This is a genomic window from Saccharopolyspora galaxeae, assembly GCF_016526145.1.
Taxonomy (GTDB): domain Bacteria; phylum Actinomycetota; class Actinomycetes; order Mycobacteriales; family Pseudonocardiaceae; genus Saccharopolyspora_C; species Saccharopolyspora_C galaxeae.
The window spans coordinates 1-16,665 of record NZ_JADDUE010000002.1 but is presented as its reverse complement, the minus strand read 5'-3'; the positions used below and the strand labels follow the sequence as shown (position 1 = coordinate 16,665).

Genomic DNA, 16,665 nt, shown 5'->3' with positions numbered 1-16,665 from the left:
GGTGCGGGGACCGTTCACCTCGATTCGGTCCCCACACCGCACTGGCGGCGATCAGGCCGCCTGGACCGTCAGCGCGGAGTTGTCGTCGGTGACGTCCACGATCACCTTGTCGCCGTCCCGGACCTCACCCGCCAGCAGCTGCTTGGCCAGCTGATCACCGATCGCCGACTGCACCAGCCGCCGCAGCGGCCGCGCGCCGAAGATCGGGTCGAAACCGTTGATCGCCAGCCAATCGCGCGCCGCCGGGCGCACGTCCAAGGTGAGCCGCCGCTGGCCCAGCCGCTGCGCCAGCCGGTCCACCTGGATGTCCACGATGGACGTCAGCTCCTCGGTGGACAGCGAGTGGAACACCACCACGTCGTCCAGCCGGTTCAGGAACTCCGGCTTGAACTGCGAGCGCACCACCGTCATGACCGCCTCGTCCCGCTGCTGCTCGGTGAGGTTCGGATCCGCGATCGCCTGCGATCCGAGGTTCGAGGTCAGCACCAGGATCGTGTTCCGGAAATCCACCGTCCGGCCCTGCCCGTCGGTGAGCCGCCCGTCGTCGAGCGCCTGCAGCAGCACGTCGAACACGTCCGGGTGCGCCTTCTCCACCTCGTCCAGCAGCACCACCGAGTACGGCCTGCGGCGCACCGACTCGGTCAGCTGACCGCCCTGGTCGTAACCGACGTAGCCGGGCGGCGCACCGACCAGGCGAGCCACCGAGTGCTTCTCGGAGTACTCGCTCATGTCCACCCGGATCATCGCCCGCTCGTCGTCGAACAGGAACCCGGCCAGCGCCTTCGCCAGCTCGGTCTTGCCGACGCCGGTGGGCCCGAGGAACAGGAACGAACCGGTCGGCCGGTCCGGATCGGCGACCCCGGCGCGAGTGCGCCGCACCGCATCGGACACCGCGCGCACCGCCTCGGCCTGGCCGACCACGCGGGCTCCCAGCTCGTCTTCCATGCGCAGCAGCTTCGCCGTCTCGCCCTCCATCAGACGCCCGGCGGGGATGCCGGTCCAGGAGCTGACCACGCCGGCCACGTCGTCCGGAGTGACCTCCTCCTGCAACATCGCCTTCTGCTCGGTCTGCTCCTCGGTCGCCTCCGCCAGTTCCTTCTCCAGCGCCGGAATCCGGCCGTAGCGCAGCTCGGCGGCCTTGCCCAGGTCACCATCGCGCTCGGCGCGCTCGGACTCGCCGCGGAGCTGTTCGAGCTGGGTCTTGAGGTCGCGGACCTTGTCGATGGACTCCTTCTCGCCCTGCCAGCGCACGGTGAGCTCGGAGAGCTGCTCGCGCCGGTCGGCGAGCTCGCCGCGCAGCGTCGCCAGCCGATCCGCCGAAGCCGGGTCGGATTCCTTGGCCAGCGCCATCTCCTCGATCTCCAGGCGGCGCACCGCGCGCTCCACCTCGTCGATCTCCACCGGCCGCGAATCGATCTCCATCCGCAGCCGGGACGCGGCCTCGTCCACCAGGTCGATCGCCTTGTCCGGCAGGAAGCGCGCGGGGATGTAGCGGTCGGACAGCGTCGCGGCCGCCACCAGCGCGCCATCGGTGATCCGCACGCCGTGGTGCACCTCGTAGCGCTCCTTGAGCCCGCGCAGGATCGCCACGGTGTCCTGCGAGCTCGGCTCACCGACCATCACCTGCTGGAACCGCCGCTCCAGCGCGGCGTCGGTCTCGATGTGCTCGCGGTACTCGTCCAGCGTGGTCGCGCCGACCATGCGCAGCTCACCGCGCGCGAGCATCGGCTTGATCATGTTGCCCGCGTCCATCGCGCCCTCGCCGGTGGCACCGGCGCCGACGATGGTGTGCAGCTCGTCGATGAACGTGATGACCTGGCCGGCGGAGTCGGTGATCTCCTTGAGCACCGCCTTGAGCCGCTCCTCGAACTCCCCGCGGTACTTCGCGCCCGCGACCATCGAACCGAGGTCGAGCGCGACGACCCGCTTGCCGCGCAGCGACTCCGGCACGTCACCGGCCACGATCCGCTGCGCCAGGCCCTCCACGATGGCGGTCTTGCCGACGCCCGGTTCGCCGATGAGCACCGGGTTGTTCTTCGTGCGCCGGGACAGCACCTGCACCACCCGGCGGATCTCCGAGTCGCGGCCGATCACCGGGTCCAGGTCGCCCTTGCGGGCGCGGTCGGTGAGGTCCTGGCCGTACTTCTCCAACGCCTGGTACGTGCCCTCCGGATCCGGGCTGGACACGCGGGCGGAACCGCGCACATCGGAAAACGCCTCGCGCAGCGCGTCCGGCGTGGCGCCGTGCCTGCGCAGCAGGTCGGCCACCTGTCCGCCCTCGGCGGCCAGGCCGACCAGCAGGTGCTCGGTGGAGACGTAGTCGTCGCCCATCTCGGTCGCGAGGTGCTGCGCGTGGGTCAGCGTCTTCACCGCGTCCCGGGACAGCTGCGGCGCCGAAACGGTCGAGCCCGAAGCGGTGGGCAGGCCGCCGATCAACCCCTCCACTTCGCTGCGCACCGCGGCCGGGTCGGCGTCCACGGCCGACAGCAGCGGCGCGGTGAGCCCGTCTCCCTGCGCCAGCAGGGCCCCGAGCAGCCGGGCCGGGACGACATCGGGATTGCCTGCGACCGTCGCGGCCTGCGCTGCCGAGGAGATCGCCTGCTGGGTCTTCGTGGTCGGGTTGAAAGCGTCCATTCCTCCACCTCGCCGGGCATCGCTCGCGGGTCACCATGCTCGCGTCGAAATGCCGCCGTGCACACCTGCCGCGCCGCTCGATGGCGCCCGATCCGAAGTCGGAACAGGAACCGCCGCGAGCGGCACCAACAGGAAAGTTGAGTCCGTTGCGCTCAATATTACACGAACATCATCGTGGCGCACCGTATTTTTCCGACACGGCGAGTTACCGTCGCCGCCTCCACCACCCGAGCTTCCGCCCCTGATCACGCACGCAAAAGGGCCGCTCGCCCGTGTTCGGCGAACGGCCCTCAGCGGTGCGAGCGCGGCGTCAGTCCTGCTGGACCGCCTGGATGTCGATGTCCACCCGCAACGTGGTGCCGATGGCGGCGATCCCGGTGCGCACCGCCTGGTTGAACGTGATCGCGAAGTCCTCGCGGTGCAGCTCGGTGGTCGCCGAGGCCGACGCCCGCATCCCGCCCCACGGGTCCGGCCCGACACCGGAGTAGTGGGTGTCCAGCTTGACCTGCCTGGTCACTCCGCACAGCGTCAGATCACCGACGAGTTCCCAGCGCTCCCCGCCTGCCGGCCGCAACCCGGTGGAGGCGAAGCTGATCTCCGGGTACTTCTCCACGTGCAGGAAGTCCTCGTTGCGCAGGTGCTCATCGCGCTGCGCGTTGGCGGTGTCCACGCTGGCCGCGTCGATGCGCACGGCGACCGAGGACCGCTCCACCGGATCGGCGATCCACACGTCACCGGAGAAGTCGGTGAACCGGCCGTGGATGCTGGTGATGCCCAGGTGCCGGGCGCTGACCCGCACCGACGAGTGCACCGGGTCGATCCGCCACAACCCCTCCGCGGGCAGCTCGGCGGCCCCGGCCCGGCGCAGCTCCACCACGCCGAGGGAAGCCGGTGCGCCGTCGCGGACCATCGTGGTGCGGGCGACCGGCTCGTAGCCGAGCGCGGTGACGATCGCGGTGTAGGTGCCTGCGGCCAGTCCGCTCGCCGTCGCCGCGCCATTGGCGTCGCCCTGCACCCTGGCGATCTGCGCGCCGCCGCCGTCGATGACGGTCAGCGCCGCCTCCGGGACGGGCCAGCCGTCCCCGGTGCGCACCGTCGCCGTCACGGCCCCGGACTTGCCGTCCACCGCGTTCCCGCTCCCTTCGTGTACCGCCGTCATCCTCAGTACCCCAACTCCACGTCGTGCGTGGCGCGTTGCCCGTCCAGCCGCAGCGGGGTCGCGACCGGCGGGTACCCGGTGGCGATCACGGTGTAGTCCCCGTCCGCGAGGTCGGTGAAGGTGTAGTTGCCGTCGCCGTCGGTGGTCGTCGCCAGCACCACCTCGCCCGACGCGTCGAGCAACGTCACCCGCGCGTCCGGCACCGGCAGCCCGAGGTTCGCCGAGCGCACCACGCCGGTGAGCGCGGCCGCCGATGGCAGTGCCACGTCGATCGACGTGCGCTGGCCGTCGGCGACGGTGACCGGGGTGGCCATCGGGCGGAAGCCGTCGGCGGTGGCGGTCAGCGCGTAGGAACCGCCGACGAGGTCACCGAACCGGAAGGCTCCGTCGTCCCCGGCCCGCAGGGAGTCCACGACCTCACCGCGCACGTCGGTGAGCACCACCGTCGCTCCCGCGACCACCAGATCCCCGGACCGCACCACGCCGTCGACCGTGCCGGAGCCGAACATCCGCACGTCGTGCCGCACCGGCCGGTCGCCGACCACGACCATCGACGCGGTGGGCTGGTAGTTGCCCGCCGAGGCGATCAGCACGTAGGTGCCGCCGGTGGCGACGGTGAGCCGGTAGTCGCCGTCCGCGGTGGTGCGGGTCCGTTCGACCTGCCTGCCCTGCGCGTCGGCGAGGGTCAGCACCACACCGGTGACCGCGGCGCCAGTCGAATCCTGCGCGGTGCCGTGCACGAACAGCCCGCCGGTACCCGCTCCGGCACTCGCGAGATCACCGGAGAGATAGCTGCCGTTCGCCTCGACGCCACCGGATCGAGGTCCGGTTGACCAGGCGTGGGAATAGTTGCCCACAGAGTTGTCCACAGGCTCGTCAGCGGGCCTCGGGACCGCTGCCCGCACGCCCGCAAGCTGCGCGGAATCACTCTGGCGAGTGATCGGCGCGGTCTCCGTCCCCACGGAGTTGTCCACAACCTCGAGAGGGCTGTCCACAGCTTCGCCGCGCACGTCGTCCTGCGTTCCGATCGTCCTGCGCAGTGGAACCTCCTTGATGAAAAGCACGGCCAGCAGCGTCACCACCGAGATGCAGGCGGAGACGAAGAAGATGTCCCCGATCGCATCTCCGTAGGCCGAACGCACGATCTCCTGCATCGGGCCGGGCAGCGCACCGACGTCCAGCGAACCGCCGCCCGCGGAGGCACCACCGGCCCCCACCGGGACGCCCATCGCGGCCAGGCCCTCGTTGACGTATTCGCTGACCCGCGTGGCCAGCACCGCGCCGAGCACCGACACCCCGGCCGAGCCGCCCAGCGTGCGGAAGAACGTGACCACCGAGGTCACCGAACCCATGTCCGCGCTGGCGGTGACGTTCTGCACCGTCAGCACCAGGTTCTGCATCAGCGAGCCGACACCGATGCCCATCATCGCCAGGTACACGCCGACCAGGACCAGGTTGGTGGTGTGGTCCATGGTCGACAGCAGCCCCGTGCCCGCGATCAGCATCAGCGAGCCGAAGACCAGGAACGGCTTCACCTTGCCGCTGCCCCGCGAGATGATCTGCCCGGAGACGGTGGAGGAAACGAACAGCCCCAGCACCATCGGCAGCGTCATCAACCCGGCGTAGGTGGGCGTGTAGCTGCGCGCGATCTGGAAGTACTGGCCGAGGAACACCGAACCGCCGAACATGGCGGTGCCGACCGCGACGGTGCCGATGGTCGCCAGCGTGATCGCCCGGTTGCGGAACATGCCCAGCGGCACGATCGGCTCGCGCACCTTCGATTCGATGATCAACGCGATGATCAGCGCCAGCACGCCGCCACCGACGAAGCCCGCGGTCTCCGGCGATGCCCACGGGAACTGCTTGCCCGCCAGCGAAACCCAGATCAGCAGCAGGCTCACACCACCGACCAGGAACAACGCGCCGAACCAGTCGATGTGCACGTCGCGCTTGATCACCGGCAGCTTCAGCGTGCGGCCGAGCACGATGAACGCGATCACCGCGATCGGCACCGTCACCCAGAAGCACCAGCGCCAGCCGAGCGGCGAGTCCACGATCAAGCCGCCGGCCAGCGGCCCGCTGACGGTGGCGACGGCGAACGTGGCGCCGATGTAGCCGCTGTAGCGGCCGCGTTCGCGCGGCGAGACCATCGCCGCGATCACGACCTGGATCAGCGCCTGCAGACCGCCCATGCCGATGCCCTGCACCGCGCGGAACCCGATCAGCATCGGCATCGACTGCGCGAACCCGCCCAGCACCGATCCGAGGGTGAAGATGGTGATCGCGATCTGGTACAGCAGCTTCTTGCTGAACAGGTCGGAGAGCTTGCCCCAGATCGGGGTGGAGGCCGTGGAGGTCAGCAGCATCGCGGTGACCACCCAGGTGTACTGGCTCTGGCTGCCGCCCAGGTCGGCCAGGATGCGCGGCAGGGCGTTGGACACGATCGTCGAGCTCAGGATCGCGACCAGCAGCGCGAGCATGAGCCCGGACATCGCCTCCAGGATCTGCCGATGGGTCATCGGCGAGTCGCTGGTCAGCGTGTCCTCGGCCCGCTGGTGCCGACCGCTTGGCGGTGCTGGTGAGCTCGTCGGCGCGGCTTCGCCGATCGTCGAGCGGGTCATCTGGTTCCTTTCTGCGCGGGCGGGCCGGGGTGGGTGCCGGTCTGGTGCTCGGTCGGCTGCGGTGCCGGGGTCGCCTGCGGTGCCGGCGGCAGCGCCGCGGCCCGGATGTCGGCGACGCAGCTGTCGAGCAGTCCGGCCAGCTCGCGGACCTGCTGCTCGTCCCAGTCCTGCAGGGCGGTGCTGAGCCACTCGGCGCGGCCGCGTTCGATGCGTGCCAGCGCCTGCTCGCCCTCGGGAGTCGCCCGCAGCAGCGCGACGCGGCGGTCCTGCGGGTCGGCGCGGCGGGTGATCAGGCCGGCCTGCTCGAGCTGGGACACCTGTCTGCTGACCACGGACGCGTCGACGACGCGGTGCGCGGCGAGTTCGGAGGCCCGGGATTCCCCGCAGTGCACGAGCTCTCCGAGCAGACCGGTGGCGGCGTAGGGCAGGTCGGTGTGGACGTGCTGGTTGAGCGTTTGCACCGCGATCTGCTTGAGGCCGATCAGGGCGCGCAGCGGCCGCAGCAGTGCTCCGCACGATTCAGGTGTTGGTCCCATAAACCCAGTCCTTTAGTTGCTGCACGCAACTATATGGGCCGTTAGTTGCTTTAGGCAAGTTATTTGCCAGTGGCGGTCGCCACTACGGCCAACAGGAGCAACTTGTACGGTCGTGCCGATCACCGAACCGGCCGGGTTCGGCCGTTCGGGAACAGGCGCCGCCCGCGAACGTCCGGGCGCGCCGCAGGAAGCCTCAGAACATGGTGTTGAGCTGGGAAAGCAGCCGGGACAGGTCCTTGAGGTCGGCGGTGGACCAGTGCGCGAACTCGCCGTGCAGGTGCTTGCGCCGCTGCTCGCGGACGTTCGCCAGCCGCGACCGGCCGGAGGCGGACAACTGGATGCGCCGCGCCCGGCCGTCGTCCGGATCCGGCACCCGCTCCAGCAGATCCAGCTCCACCAGCGTCGCGATCTGCCTGCTGACCGTGGACTTGTCCAGCCCGGTGCGGTCCGCGACGTCCATCCCGCGCAACGATCCGGCGTCGTCGACCATCAGCAGCAGGCTGTAGGAGGCCGGGTCCAGGTCCGGGTGCACCTGCGCCGCCACCGTCATGGAGAAGTTCCGCGCGCGCCGGAACATCATCACCAGCTCGCGCTCCACCGCTTCGGCCGCGCCGCGACGCTCGCCGTCGCCGGTCCCACCGAGGTTCTCCACCGGTGCTTCGATCCGATCGATCACGGCTGTCTCCGCCCGCCGTCCTGCACTGTCCGCAGTTCCCAAGCACCGTCAGTGTCCCGCTCGTGCTGTGTTGCACCTCGCCCGGGGGTGTCCCGACACGGGCTGTGCCGGGCTGAGCGGAACGGGCCCGCTCGGCGCTCGCACTTCGCGGCGAAGTCGGCATCCGTCGGTGCCGCAGCAGAATCAGCACGGTCGGAAAGGGGACATGCGCACAGTGCCACGAGGCGCACCAGCCCCACACCGGCAGATGCAGGATCACCCCGTTCGTCGCCGGCACGATCGACATGTCGAGTGCAAACCGCGCTGGATAAGTGCGCACGGCCACGCGTTAAGGTGCCGAGCCGGGGACGCCAAATCAGCACCGGTGCGGATAATGTCCGGATGCCTTCGGCCAACGTGGAGACCGCGACCCAATGACAGCGAACGCCGTACTGAGCCCGGGACCGCGCCCGAACCGGCCGACGGACTCCCGCGCGGGCCAGATGGTCCACCTGATCCGGGAGACCTGGGCCGTCGTGGAACCGCGTTCGGACGAGGTCGCGCAGTTCTTCTACGGGATGCTGTTCAGCCTGGCCCCGAACACCCGCGAGCTGTTCTCGGTCAACATGCAGGTGCAGCGCAGCCGGTTGATGCGGGCGCTGGTGCACATCATCCAGATGATCGACAGGCCGGACGACCTGCGGCCGTTCCTGCACCAGCTCGGCCGCGACCACCGCAAGTTCGGCGTCGTGTCCGCGCATTACGAGGCGGTGGGCACCGCACTGCTGGCGGCGATCAAGAAGTTCGCCGGGGACAGCTGGACCGAGACGGTGGAACGCGCCTGGGCCGAGGGCTACACCGTGATGGCCTCGGCGATGATCGAAGCGGCCGCCGAGGACGAGGGCCCCGCCTGGTACGAGGGGGAGGTCGTCGACCACCAGCGGCTGGGCTGGGACGTGGCGATCATCCGAGTGCGCACCGACCACCCGGTGCCGTACCAGCCTGGCCAGTACGTCAGCGTCGAGGTGCCGCAGCGGCCGCGCCTGTGGCGCTACCTCACGCCCGCCAACGCTCCGGCCGAGGACGGCGTGCTGGAGTTCCACGTCCGCGCCGTGGACGGGGGCTGGGTGAGCCGGGCGCTGGTGGGGCACGCGCAGCTCGGCGACGAGTGGCGGATCGGCGCGCCGATGGGGCAGCTGCAGGTCGACCGCGAAGAAGGACCGGACGTGCTGATGATCGCGGGCGGCACCGGGCTGGCACCGATGCGGTCGGTCATCGAGGAACTGGCGCAGTACGGGCAGAACCCGGACGTGCGGCTGTTCTACGGCGGCCGCACCCGGGACGACCTCTACGACCTGGAGAACCTGCAGCGGGTGGCGATGACGAACCCGTGGTTCTCGGTCACGCCGGTGCTGGAGGACGACCCGTCGGCGACGGGCGCCGAACACGGCACGCTGGCCGACGTGGTGGCCGGGCACGGTTCGTGGGAGGACCGCGAGGTGTTCGTCAGCGGCTCACCGGCCATGATCCGGGCGACGGTGTCGAAGCTGCTGGTCGCGGGAACGCCGCTGGACCGGATCCACTACGACCCGTTCACCCTGGACTGAGCCGGTCAGCGGCGGTTGCGCCGCTGACCGCGCAGGCTCTGCTCGCCCTGGGGTTGCCACACCACCAGCGCGGTCTCCTGCCGGACCGGGACGAGATCGCGGCGGTAGGAGGCGTGCACCTGCGCCGCGGTCTGCTCCGCGGCCGCGTAAGCCGCCGTCAGCTCGTCCATCAAGCCCTGCACCTTGTCCCGCAGCGCGTCGACCTCGTTCTCGAGCTCGATGATGCGCTTGATCCCGGCGAGGTTGACGCCTTCCTCCTGGGACAGCCGCTGCACCTCGCGCAGCAGCGCGATGTCGCGAGCCGAGTAGCGGCGCCCGCCCGCCGGGGTGCGCCCCGGCGATACCAGGCCGAGCCGGTCGTAGCTGCGCAGCGTCTGGGCATGCAGGCCGGACAGTTCGGCGGCCACGGAGATCACGAAGATCGGGCTGTCCTCGGTGGCTCCGGGCGGGAAGCCGACCGTCATGTTGAACTTCGCGCCGCGCCGACCGTCACCCATGCCTACCTCCCGAGCTGCTCGTCCCACTCCGCACGCGGCTCGTGGTCGCCGGTGGCCGCCGCGTACGACTGCAGCGCCTCGGTCGCATCATCGTCCAGTTTGGACGGAACGACGACCTGCACGGTGACCAGCAGATCACCGCTGCCGCCGGACTTCCTGCCCACACCTTTGCCGCGCACCCGCAGCGTCCGCCCGCTGGCGGTACCGGGCTGCACCTTCAGCGAGACCTTCCCGTCCAGGGTCGGCACGGTCAACGTAGTGCCGAGCGCCAGCTCGGGGAAGGTCACCGGAGCGGTGATCGTCAGATCGTCACCGGATCGTCCGAACAACTTGTGCGGCTCCACGTGCACCACCACGAACAGGTCGCCGGCCGCGGCGCCGTTGCGGCCCGGTTCGCCCTGACCGGCCAGCCGGATGCGCTGGCCGTCGTTGACGCCCTGCGGGATCCGCACGGTCAGCGTCCGGTTGCGGTTGGCCACGCCTTCGCCGCGGCAGTCCGGGCACGGGTGGTCGATGATCTGACCGCGACCGCGGCAGTCCGGGCAGGGCTCGCTGAACGCGAACGCGCCCTGGTTGCGGGTCACCAGCCCGGCACCCGAGCAGGTGCTGCAGGTGTGCGCGCGGGTCCCCGGCCTAGCGCCGGAACCGTGGCAGGTCAGGCAGGTGGCCGGGCTGGACAGCCGCAGCGGCACCGTCGCCCCGCGCACCGCTTCGGCGAAGTCGATGCGCACCTCGGTCTCCACGTCGGAACCGCGCTGCGGACGGTTCGCGGTGCCCGCACCGCCGCCGCGCCGGCTGTTGCCGAACAGCCCGCCGAACAGGTCACCGAGTCCGCCGCCCGCACCACCGCCGGGACGGCCGCCGCCGAACAGGTCACCGATGTCGAAACCGCCGGTGGTGCCGGTGCCCGCACCGGTGCCGAAGCCGCCGAAACCGCCGTGCCCGCCGCCGAGGCCGCTGCCGAACAACCTGCGGGCCTCGTCGTACTGCTTGCGCTTCTCCGGGTCGGACAGCACGCCGTACGCCTCGGAGACCGCCTTGAACTTGGTCTCGGCCTTGGTGTCGCCCGGATTGGCGTCGGGGTGGTTCTCCCGCGCCAGCTTCCGGTACGCCTTCTTGATCTCGTCTGCCGACGCATCGGACGAGACGCCCAGTTCGCCGTAGAAATCCTTGTCGAGCCATTCCCTGGCACTCACCGGGCGACCCTCCTCTCGTGTCCCATCCGGCTCCGGTCTCGCTGCGCCGAGCCGCCCCGCACCGGGCGGGGCGGAGTTCCGGCGGCCGACCGGGCGGTGCCGGGCCGACCAGCGGCCGGAGCCGGACGGACCGGCTGCGCACCGGCCCGTCCCCGGCAATTCCGTGCAAGACCGTTCATCGCGGGGATGCGCACTGCGACCCCGTCCGGTTCCGCGCGTACCGCTGCGGCCTGCGCCGCCCTGCGCGACGTAGCGCTCGACGCAGGGCGCAGCGCAGCGGCAGGGCGCAGCGCAGCGCGCACGCAGAGCCGCGCGGGCTCGCCGGAGTCCCCGCCCGGCTGTTCCCGGGCGGGGACGACCGGTCGAGGTCGCGATCTCACTGCGCCGTGTCCTCGCCCGCGGCGGCGCCGTCGTCCGGCGGTGCCGCGGCCTCCGGCTCGTGGTCGGTGACCGCGACCATCGCGGGCCGCAGCACCCGTTCGCCGAACCGATACCCGCGCCGGAGCACGGTCGTCACGGTCGGCCCGGAGACCTCGGCGGAAGTGTCGTGCTGGACCGCCTCGTGCACCGAGGGGTCGAACTCGTCGCCTTCCTGGCCGAACGCCTCCAGGCCCGCGTTCGTCAGCGAACCGACGAGCTTGTCGGCCACCGACTTGAACGCGCCGGTGAGGTCGCCGTGCGCCTCGGCCCGCTCCACGTCGTCGAGCACGGTGAGCAGGTCTTCGGCCACCGACGCCTTCGCGGAGTTGATCACCGATTCCCGGTCGCGCTCGATCCGCTTGCGGTAGTTGGCGTACTCCGCCGTGACCCGCTTGACGTCCTGGGTGAGTTCGTCGACCTGCTTGCGCAGGCCGGCTTCCTCGGATCCCTCGGCCGCGGCATCCTCGGCGGCGCCGTCCTGCTCACCGGCCGCCGCCGAGTCGCCCTCGGTTGGCTCATCGGCGACCTTGGCCAGTTCCTCGTCCAGCGTGCCGGACATGCTCTCTGCCACCTGTTCCTGCTCGGTGCCGGCTCGTCGTTGCCCGGTCTGCGGATCGATCCGCCGCCGGTCCCGGACCACCACCGGCTCCTGCTCGCCGTCCTGCGGCGCCTGCTGCCGGTCGGAGTTGCCTGAGCTCTCGGAGGTCACTTCTTCTTCTTTTCGTCCTCGTCGTCGACGATCTCGGCGTCCACCACGTCGTCCGCACCGGAGCTCTGCCCGCCTGCGGTGGCACCGGCACCAGCGGCGCCCGCGGCACCGGCATCACCCGCGGCACCGGCCGCGTCCGCACCGGTGTCGGCGTAGAGGGCCTGGCCGAGCGCCTGGGACTCGGTCGCCAGCTTCTCCACCGCGGACTGGATGGCGGAGACGTCCTCGCCCTTGAGCGACTCGTTGACCTCGTCGATCGCGGTCCGGACCTTGGTCTTGGTCTCGTCCGGCAACTTCTCGTCGTTGTCGGTGAGCACCTTCTCGGTCTGGTAGACGAGGGTCTCGGCCTGGTTGCGGGCGTCGGCCTCCTCGCGGCGCTTCTTGTCCTCCTCGGCGTGCGCCTCGGCGTCGGCGACCATCCGGTCGATGTCCTCCTTCGGCAGCGCCGAGCCGCCGGTGATGGTCATCGACTGTTCCTTGCCGGTGCCGTGGTCCTTGGCGTTGACGTGCACGATGCCGTTGGCGTCGATGTCGAACGAGACCTCGATCTGCGGCACGCCGCGCGGCGCCGGCGGCAGCCCGGTGAGCTCGAACATGCCGAGCTTCTTGTTGTGCGCGGCGATCTCGCGCTCACCCTGGAAGACCTGGATCTGCACCGAGGGCTGGTTGTCGTCGGCGGTGGTGAAGGTTTCCGAGCGCTTGGTCGGGATCGTGGTGTTGCGCTCGATGAGCTTGGTCATGATCCCGCCCTTGGTCTCGATGCCCAGGGACAGCGGGGTCACGTCCAGCAGCAGCACGTCCTTGACGTCGCCGCGCAGCACGCCGGCCTGCAGCGCGGCACCGACGGCCACGACCTCGTCCGGGTTGACGCCCTTGTTCGGCTCCTTGCCGCCGGTCAGCTCCTTGACCAGGTCGCTGACCGCGGGCATCCGGGTGGACCCGCCGACGAGCACCACGTGGTCGATGTCGGCGACCTTCGTGCCCGCGTCGCGCACCACGGACTCGAACGGCTTGCGGGTGCGCTCGAGCAGGTCGGAGGTGATCCGCTGGAACTCGGCGCGGGACAGCGTCTCGTCCAGGAACAGCGGGTTCTTGTCCGCGTCGACCGTGATGTAGGGCAGGTTGATGTTGGCGGTGGAGGAGCTGGACAGCTCGATCTTGGCCTTCTCCGCGGCTTCCTTGATCCGCTGCAGGGCCATCTTGTCCTTGGTCAGGTCGATGCCGTTCGAGCTCTTGAACTTCTCGACCAGCCAGTCGACGATCCGCTCGTCCCAGTCGTCGCCGCCGAGCAGGTTGTCACCGCTGGTGGCGCGGACCTCGACCACGCCTTCGCCGATCTCCAGCAGGGACACGTCGAAGGTGCCGCCACCGAGGTCGAAGACCAGGATGGTCTGCTCCTTCTCGCCCTTGTCCAGGCCGTAGGCGAGCGCGGCCGCGGTTGGCTCGTTCACGATGCGCAGCACCTCGAGCCCCGCGATCTGGCCGGCCTCCTTGGTGGCCTGCCGCTGCGCGTCCTCGAAGTAGGCCGGAACGGTGATCACCGCGTCGGTGACTTCCTCACCCAGGTACGCCTCGGCGTCGCGCTTGAGCTTCATCAGCACTCGCGCGCTGATCTCCTGCGGCGTGTACGCCTTCTCGTCGACCTCGGTCTTCCAGTCGGTGCCCATGTGCCGCTTGACCGACCGGATGGTGCGGTCAACGTTGGTCACCGCCTGGTTCTTCGCGGGCTGCCCGGTGAGGATCTCGCCGTTCTTCGCGAAGGCGACGATGGACGGCGTCGTCCGCGAGCCCTCGGAGTTGGCGATGACCGTCGATTCACCGCCTTCGAGGACGGAAACGACGGAGTTGGTCGTCCCCAGGTCGATACCGACCGCTCGCCCCATGGATGTTTCCTCCTGCTTCATGCTCATGCGCCCAGGACCGGTTAGTCCGTTGAGCCTTACCAACTCAACTTCTACCGGCCGGGTCCAACGGCCGTCAAACCGGATTTGAGCGCCGGTGGCTCAAGGTTTCTGCCTGAACAACGCGTGCGCAGCACGAAGAGTTCCCGCGGAGATCGACACTTTCGTGCGATCAGCCGGGTTCGACCTCGATGCCGCCGGTCTCGACGCGCAACGCGAGCCGCCGGTCCGAGCCGGGATCCTCGGCGACCCGGACGTCCCGCGAGCCGACACCCGCCTGCGCGTCCACCCGGTACGGCCCGTCCGGAACCCGCAGCGCGATCGTGCCGGTCCCGGTCTCGGCGCGGACGTCGCGCGGTGCCGTGAGGCCGAGGTCGATCTGGCCGGACCGGAGCTTCGCCGCGACGGTGCCCGCGGAAACGTCCTCGCCGGTGAGCTGCCCGGTGGTGCTTTCAACGTCCACGCTGCCTCGGACACCGTCCAGCTCGATCCGCCCGGTGGTGGTGCGCACCCGCACCGGACCGTCGACCCGCGCCACCTTCAGCCGCCCGGAACCGCCGGTCACGTCGACCTCGCGCATCCCGTCGACGTCCAACGCCCCGGACGTCAGCTCACCGGTGACCGGTACCGGTTCGGGAAGCGTCACGACGTACCGGATCGAACAGTCCCGCCCGCAGTCCCGGAGCCGCAGGGACGTGCCGTCCACCTGGTGCCGCGGCCGGTTCGGGTCGCCGCCCTCGTGCGTCTCGATCTCCTGGCGGACCTCCGCGCGCGCACCCGGCGCGCTGCGCACGTCGACCCCGGCGCTGCGGGCGTCGAGCCGCACCTCGGTGATGCCGTCGAGCGGCGTGGTCACCACGGCCGACTCGCTCGGCTCGGCGGAGTCGGAGCTGTTCACGACCACCCCGTCGTATCCACCGCACCCGGCGGTGACCAGCAGCAGCGCGACGCCGGTGACGGCCGCCTTGTTCGAGAGCATGAACGCTTCCCCCTCGGTCGATCCGGAACACGGTCCGCACCGTTTCCACCGGACCCGCGCGGCCGGCGCCACCTCGGACCCGGTGGGCACACCCGATCCAGCGATCCCGCAGCGTCAAGAACGCGATGCGCCGAGATGGTCCAGCGGTCGCAGGAGGAAGTACAACGCCGGCTCGAAGTCGTCGGCCTTCGGCGGCTCCTCCGCGATCAACGCCTGCATGAGCATCCCGTCGATGGCCGCGAACAGCGCTTTGACCGCCCCGGCGTCCGCCCCGCGGCTTTCGTCGATCTGCGCGGCGGCCACCTCGATCCATCGGCGCGCCGCCGGGCGCAGCGCCGGGCGGCGGGCAGCGAGCAAGTAGAGCTCGTACTCCGCGATGGTGCGCGCCCGCCGCTCGTCGATCATCAGCGCCAAGTTCTCCGCGATGACGCGCGCCCACTCCCGCCCGTCCGCGGGCGCGCGCTCGCGCATGTTCGCGATATCCGCGATCAGCAGGTCGACGCTCTCCAGCAACGTCGCCACCAGCAGGTCGTCGATGCCGGTGAAGTAGTAGGCGATCGATGCCGCGGGCACTCCGGCCTCGCGGGCGATGGCGCGATGGCTGACGCCGGCTACGCCGTCGCGTTCGACCACCCGCGCCGTGGCGTCGAGGATGGCGCGTCTGCGGCGCTCGCCCTTGGCGCGGCGGCCGTCCGAAGTCGCTGACCCGGTCAATGCGCACCGCCGAGTTCCAGCGCCAGCACCCCGCCGATGATCAGCAGGAGGCCGCCGACCTGCACCGCGGTCACCTGTTCACCGAGGAACAGCACCCCGATCACGGCGATCAGCGCCACCCCGGCGCCGGACCAGATCGCGTAGACCACGCCGACCGGCAAGCCCGCCTTGAGCACCGCGCCCAGAGCCGCGAAAGCGGCGCCGTAGCCGACCACGACCAGCGCGGACGGCAGCGGCTTGCTGAACCCCTCGGAGAACTTCAGCGAGATCGTGCCGAGCACCTCCGAGCAGATCGCCAACGCCAGCAGCAGATAACCCACCGGATCTCCCAGAAAGCTGAACGGTCGTACTACTTCCGGGGTGCAGCCTACTCGAACCCGCGGCCGCAGGACGATCAACGGACGGGCCCGGCAGCCGCAGCCCCAGGAAGATCAAGGCTCCGAGCAGCAGGTAAGTGGCGAAAATCGCACCTGCGCGAACAGCGGCCGGCGAGCGGCGCGAACCGCCGCGGGCAGCAGGCAGCGCTGACCGCGAGCGCGCACGGATGCACCGCGTCCAGCAGGGACGATCCGCAGAAACCCGAGCAATGGCCGCTTCTTGCCACCCGAGCGCCGACCTGTCTTCCGGGGCGAGGGCACCGCAATTTGCTGTACAGCTGACCAACTAGTTTTTCGCGTCGGGGTCTCGCAGAATCAGCCCCTGCTCCCACCACCGGAGCCCCGCTGGTTACCGATCGGTAATAAGGCGTACGCTCCCCAAACGGACTAACCCCGAACATGGAGGCCGCGAGCATGAGTGCTCTGCAGCTGGTCCTGGGCCTGATCTGCCTGGCCGTCACGGCCGTCGCGGTGGTGATGGTCGTGCGGACAGTGCGGCGGATGATCTCGTCGATCCGCCTCGGACAACCTGACCCGACCAGGCGCGGCCCGTTCGGGGCCCGGTTCGGGAACATGCTCAAAGAGATCGTGGGCCACACGAAGATGCTCAAGTGGGGGCACGTCGGCGTGGCCCACTGGTTCGTGATGGTCGGTTTCGGC

Annotated in this window: 13 protein-coding genes and 1 pseudogene; 2 read left to right on the top strand and 12 right to left on the bottom strand. The window is 70.3% G+C overall.

Annotated elements, in window-relative coordinates; translation table 11 throughout:
• Positions 1-51: 51 nt before the first annotated feature.
• The 5 genes from clpB to INP57_RS04235 all read right to left on the bottom strand — a co-directional run bounded on the left by clpB (position 52) and on the right by INP57_RS04235 (position 7,626).
• Positions 52-2,634, bottom strand: coding sequence for an ATP-dependent chaperone ClpB (gene clpB / locus INP57_RS04255; RefSeq protein WP_200068746.1), 2,583 nt, complete (start codon positions 2,632-2,634; stop codon positions 52-54).
• Between the two features lie 310 nt (positions 2,635-2,944).
• On the bottom strand, positions 2,945-3,793 hold the full coding sequence (locus INP57_RS04250; protein ID WP_200068745.1) for a YceI family protein: 849 nt from the start codon (positions 3,791-3,793) through the stop codon (positions 2,945-2,947).
• 2 nt (positions 3,794-3,795) lie between these two features.
• On the bottom strand, positions 3,796-6,312 hold the full coding sequence (locus INP57_RS04245) for an MDR family MFS transporter (RefSeq protein WP_233626993.1): 2,517 nt from the start codon (positions 6,310-6,312) through the stop codon (positions 3,796-3,798).
• A gap of 98 nt (positions 6,313-6,410) precedes the next feature.
• Entirely contained in the window at positions 6,411-6,950 is a 540-nt protein-coding gene (locus INP57_RS04240; RefSeq protein WP_200068743.1) for a MarR family winged helix-turn-helix transcriptional regulator, read from the bottom strand.
• A 193-nt stretch (positions 6,951-7,143) separates the two neighbouring features.
• Positions 7,144-7,626 (bottom strand): MarR family winged helix-turn-helix transcriptional regulator, encoded by a 483-nt coding sequence (locus tag INP57_RS04235; protein WP_295139633.1) that lies wholly within the window; start codon positions 7,624-7,626, stop codon positions 7,144-7,146.
• 482 nt (positions 7,627-8,108) lie between these two features.
• Between INP57_RS04235 and INP57_RS04230 the strand changes: the two genes are divergently transcribed.
• Positions 8,109-9,212, top strand: coding sequence for an FAD-binding oxidoreductase (locus INP57_RS04230; protein ID WP_200069328.1), 1,104 nt, complete (start codon positions 8,109-8,111; stop codon positions 9,210-9,212).
• A 5-nt stretch (positions 9,213-9,217) separates the two neighbouring features.
• Here INP57_RS04230 and INP57_RS04225 read toward each other — a convergent pair whose 3' ends face one another.
• The 7 genes from INP57_RS04225 to INP57_RS04195 all read right to left on the bottom strand — a co-directional run bounded on the left by INP57_RS04225 (position 9,218) and on the right by INP57_RS04195 (position 15,948).
• The gene (locus tag INP57_RS04225; RefSeq protein ID WP_295139631.1) at positions 9,218-9,709 is read right to left on the bottom strand and encodes a heat shock protein transcriptional repressor HspR; all 492 of its coding nucleotides are present in this window, start codon (positions 9,707-9,709) and stop codon (positions 9,218-9,220) included.
• 2 nt (positions 9,710-9,711) lie between these two features.
• Positions 9,712-10,905, bottom strand: coding sequence for a molecular chaperone DnaJ (gene dnaJ, locus INP57_RS04220; protein WP_200068742.1), 1,194 nt, complete (start codon positions 10,903-10,905; stop codon positions 9,712-9,714).
• A 376-nt stretch (positions 10,906-11,281) separates the two neighbouring features.
• Positions 11,282-12,034: a nucleotide exchange factor GrpE gene (gene grpE / locus INP57_RS04215; protein WP_295139627.1), complete on the bottom strand. Its 753-nt coding sequence runs from the start codon at positions 12,032-12,034 to the stop codon at positions 11,282-11,284.
• Positions 12,031-13,917 carry a molecular chaperone DnaK gene (gene dnaK / locus INP57_RS04210; protein WP_200068741.1) on the bottom strand — a complete coding sequence of 629 codons (1,887 nt, stop codon included), beginning with the start codon at positions 13,915-13,917 and terminating at the stop codon, positions 12,031-12,033. Before dnaK ends, grpE begins: the two co-directional genes overlap by 4 nt.
• 190 nt (positions 13,918-14,107) lie before the next feature.
• Positions 14,108-14,914 (bottom strand): DUF4097 family beta strand repeat-containing protein, encoded by an 807-nt coding sequence (locus INP57_RS04205; RefSeq protein ID WP_200068740.1) that lies wholly within the window; start codon positions 14,912-14,914, stop codon positions 14,108-14,110.
• Positions 14,915-15,028: 114 nt separating this feature from the next.
• Complete coding sequence (locus tag INP57_RS04200) at positions 15,029-15,628, bottom strand: TetR/AcrR family transcriptional regulator (RefSeq protein WP_200068739.1); 600 nt, start codon at positions 15,626-15,628, stop codon at positions 15,029-15,031.
• Complete coding sequence (locus tag INP57_RS04195; protein WP_200068738.1) at positions 15,625-15,948, bottom strand: DMT family transporter; 324 nt, start codon at positions 15,946-15,948, stop codon at positions 15,625-15,627. The genes INP57_RS04200 and INP57_RS04195 overlap by 4 nt, the downstream gene beginning before the upstream one ends.
• Before the next feature lie 471 nt (positions 15,949-16,419).
• On the opposite strand from INP57_RS04195, the pseudogene INP57_RS04190 reads away from it, so the two are divergent.
• Positions 16,420-16,665 (top strand): annotated as a pseudogene (locus tag INP57_RS04190) (Fe-S oxidoreductase); the annotation flags it as partial.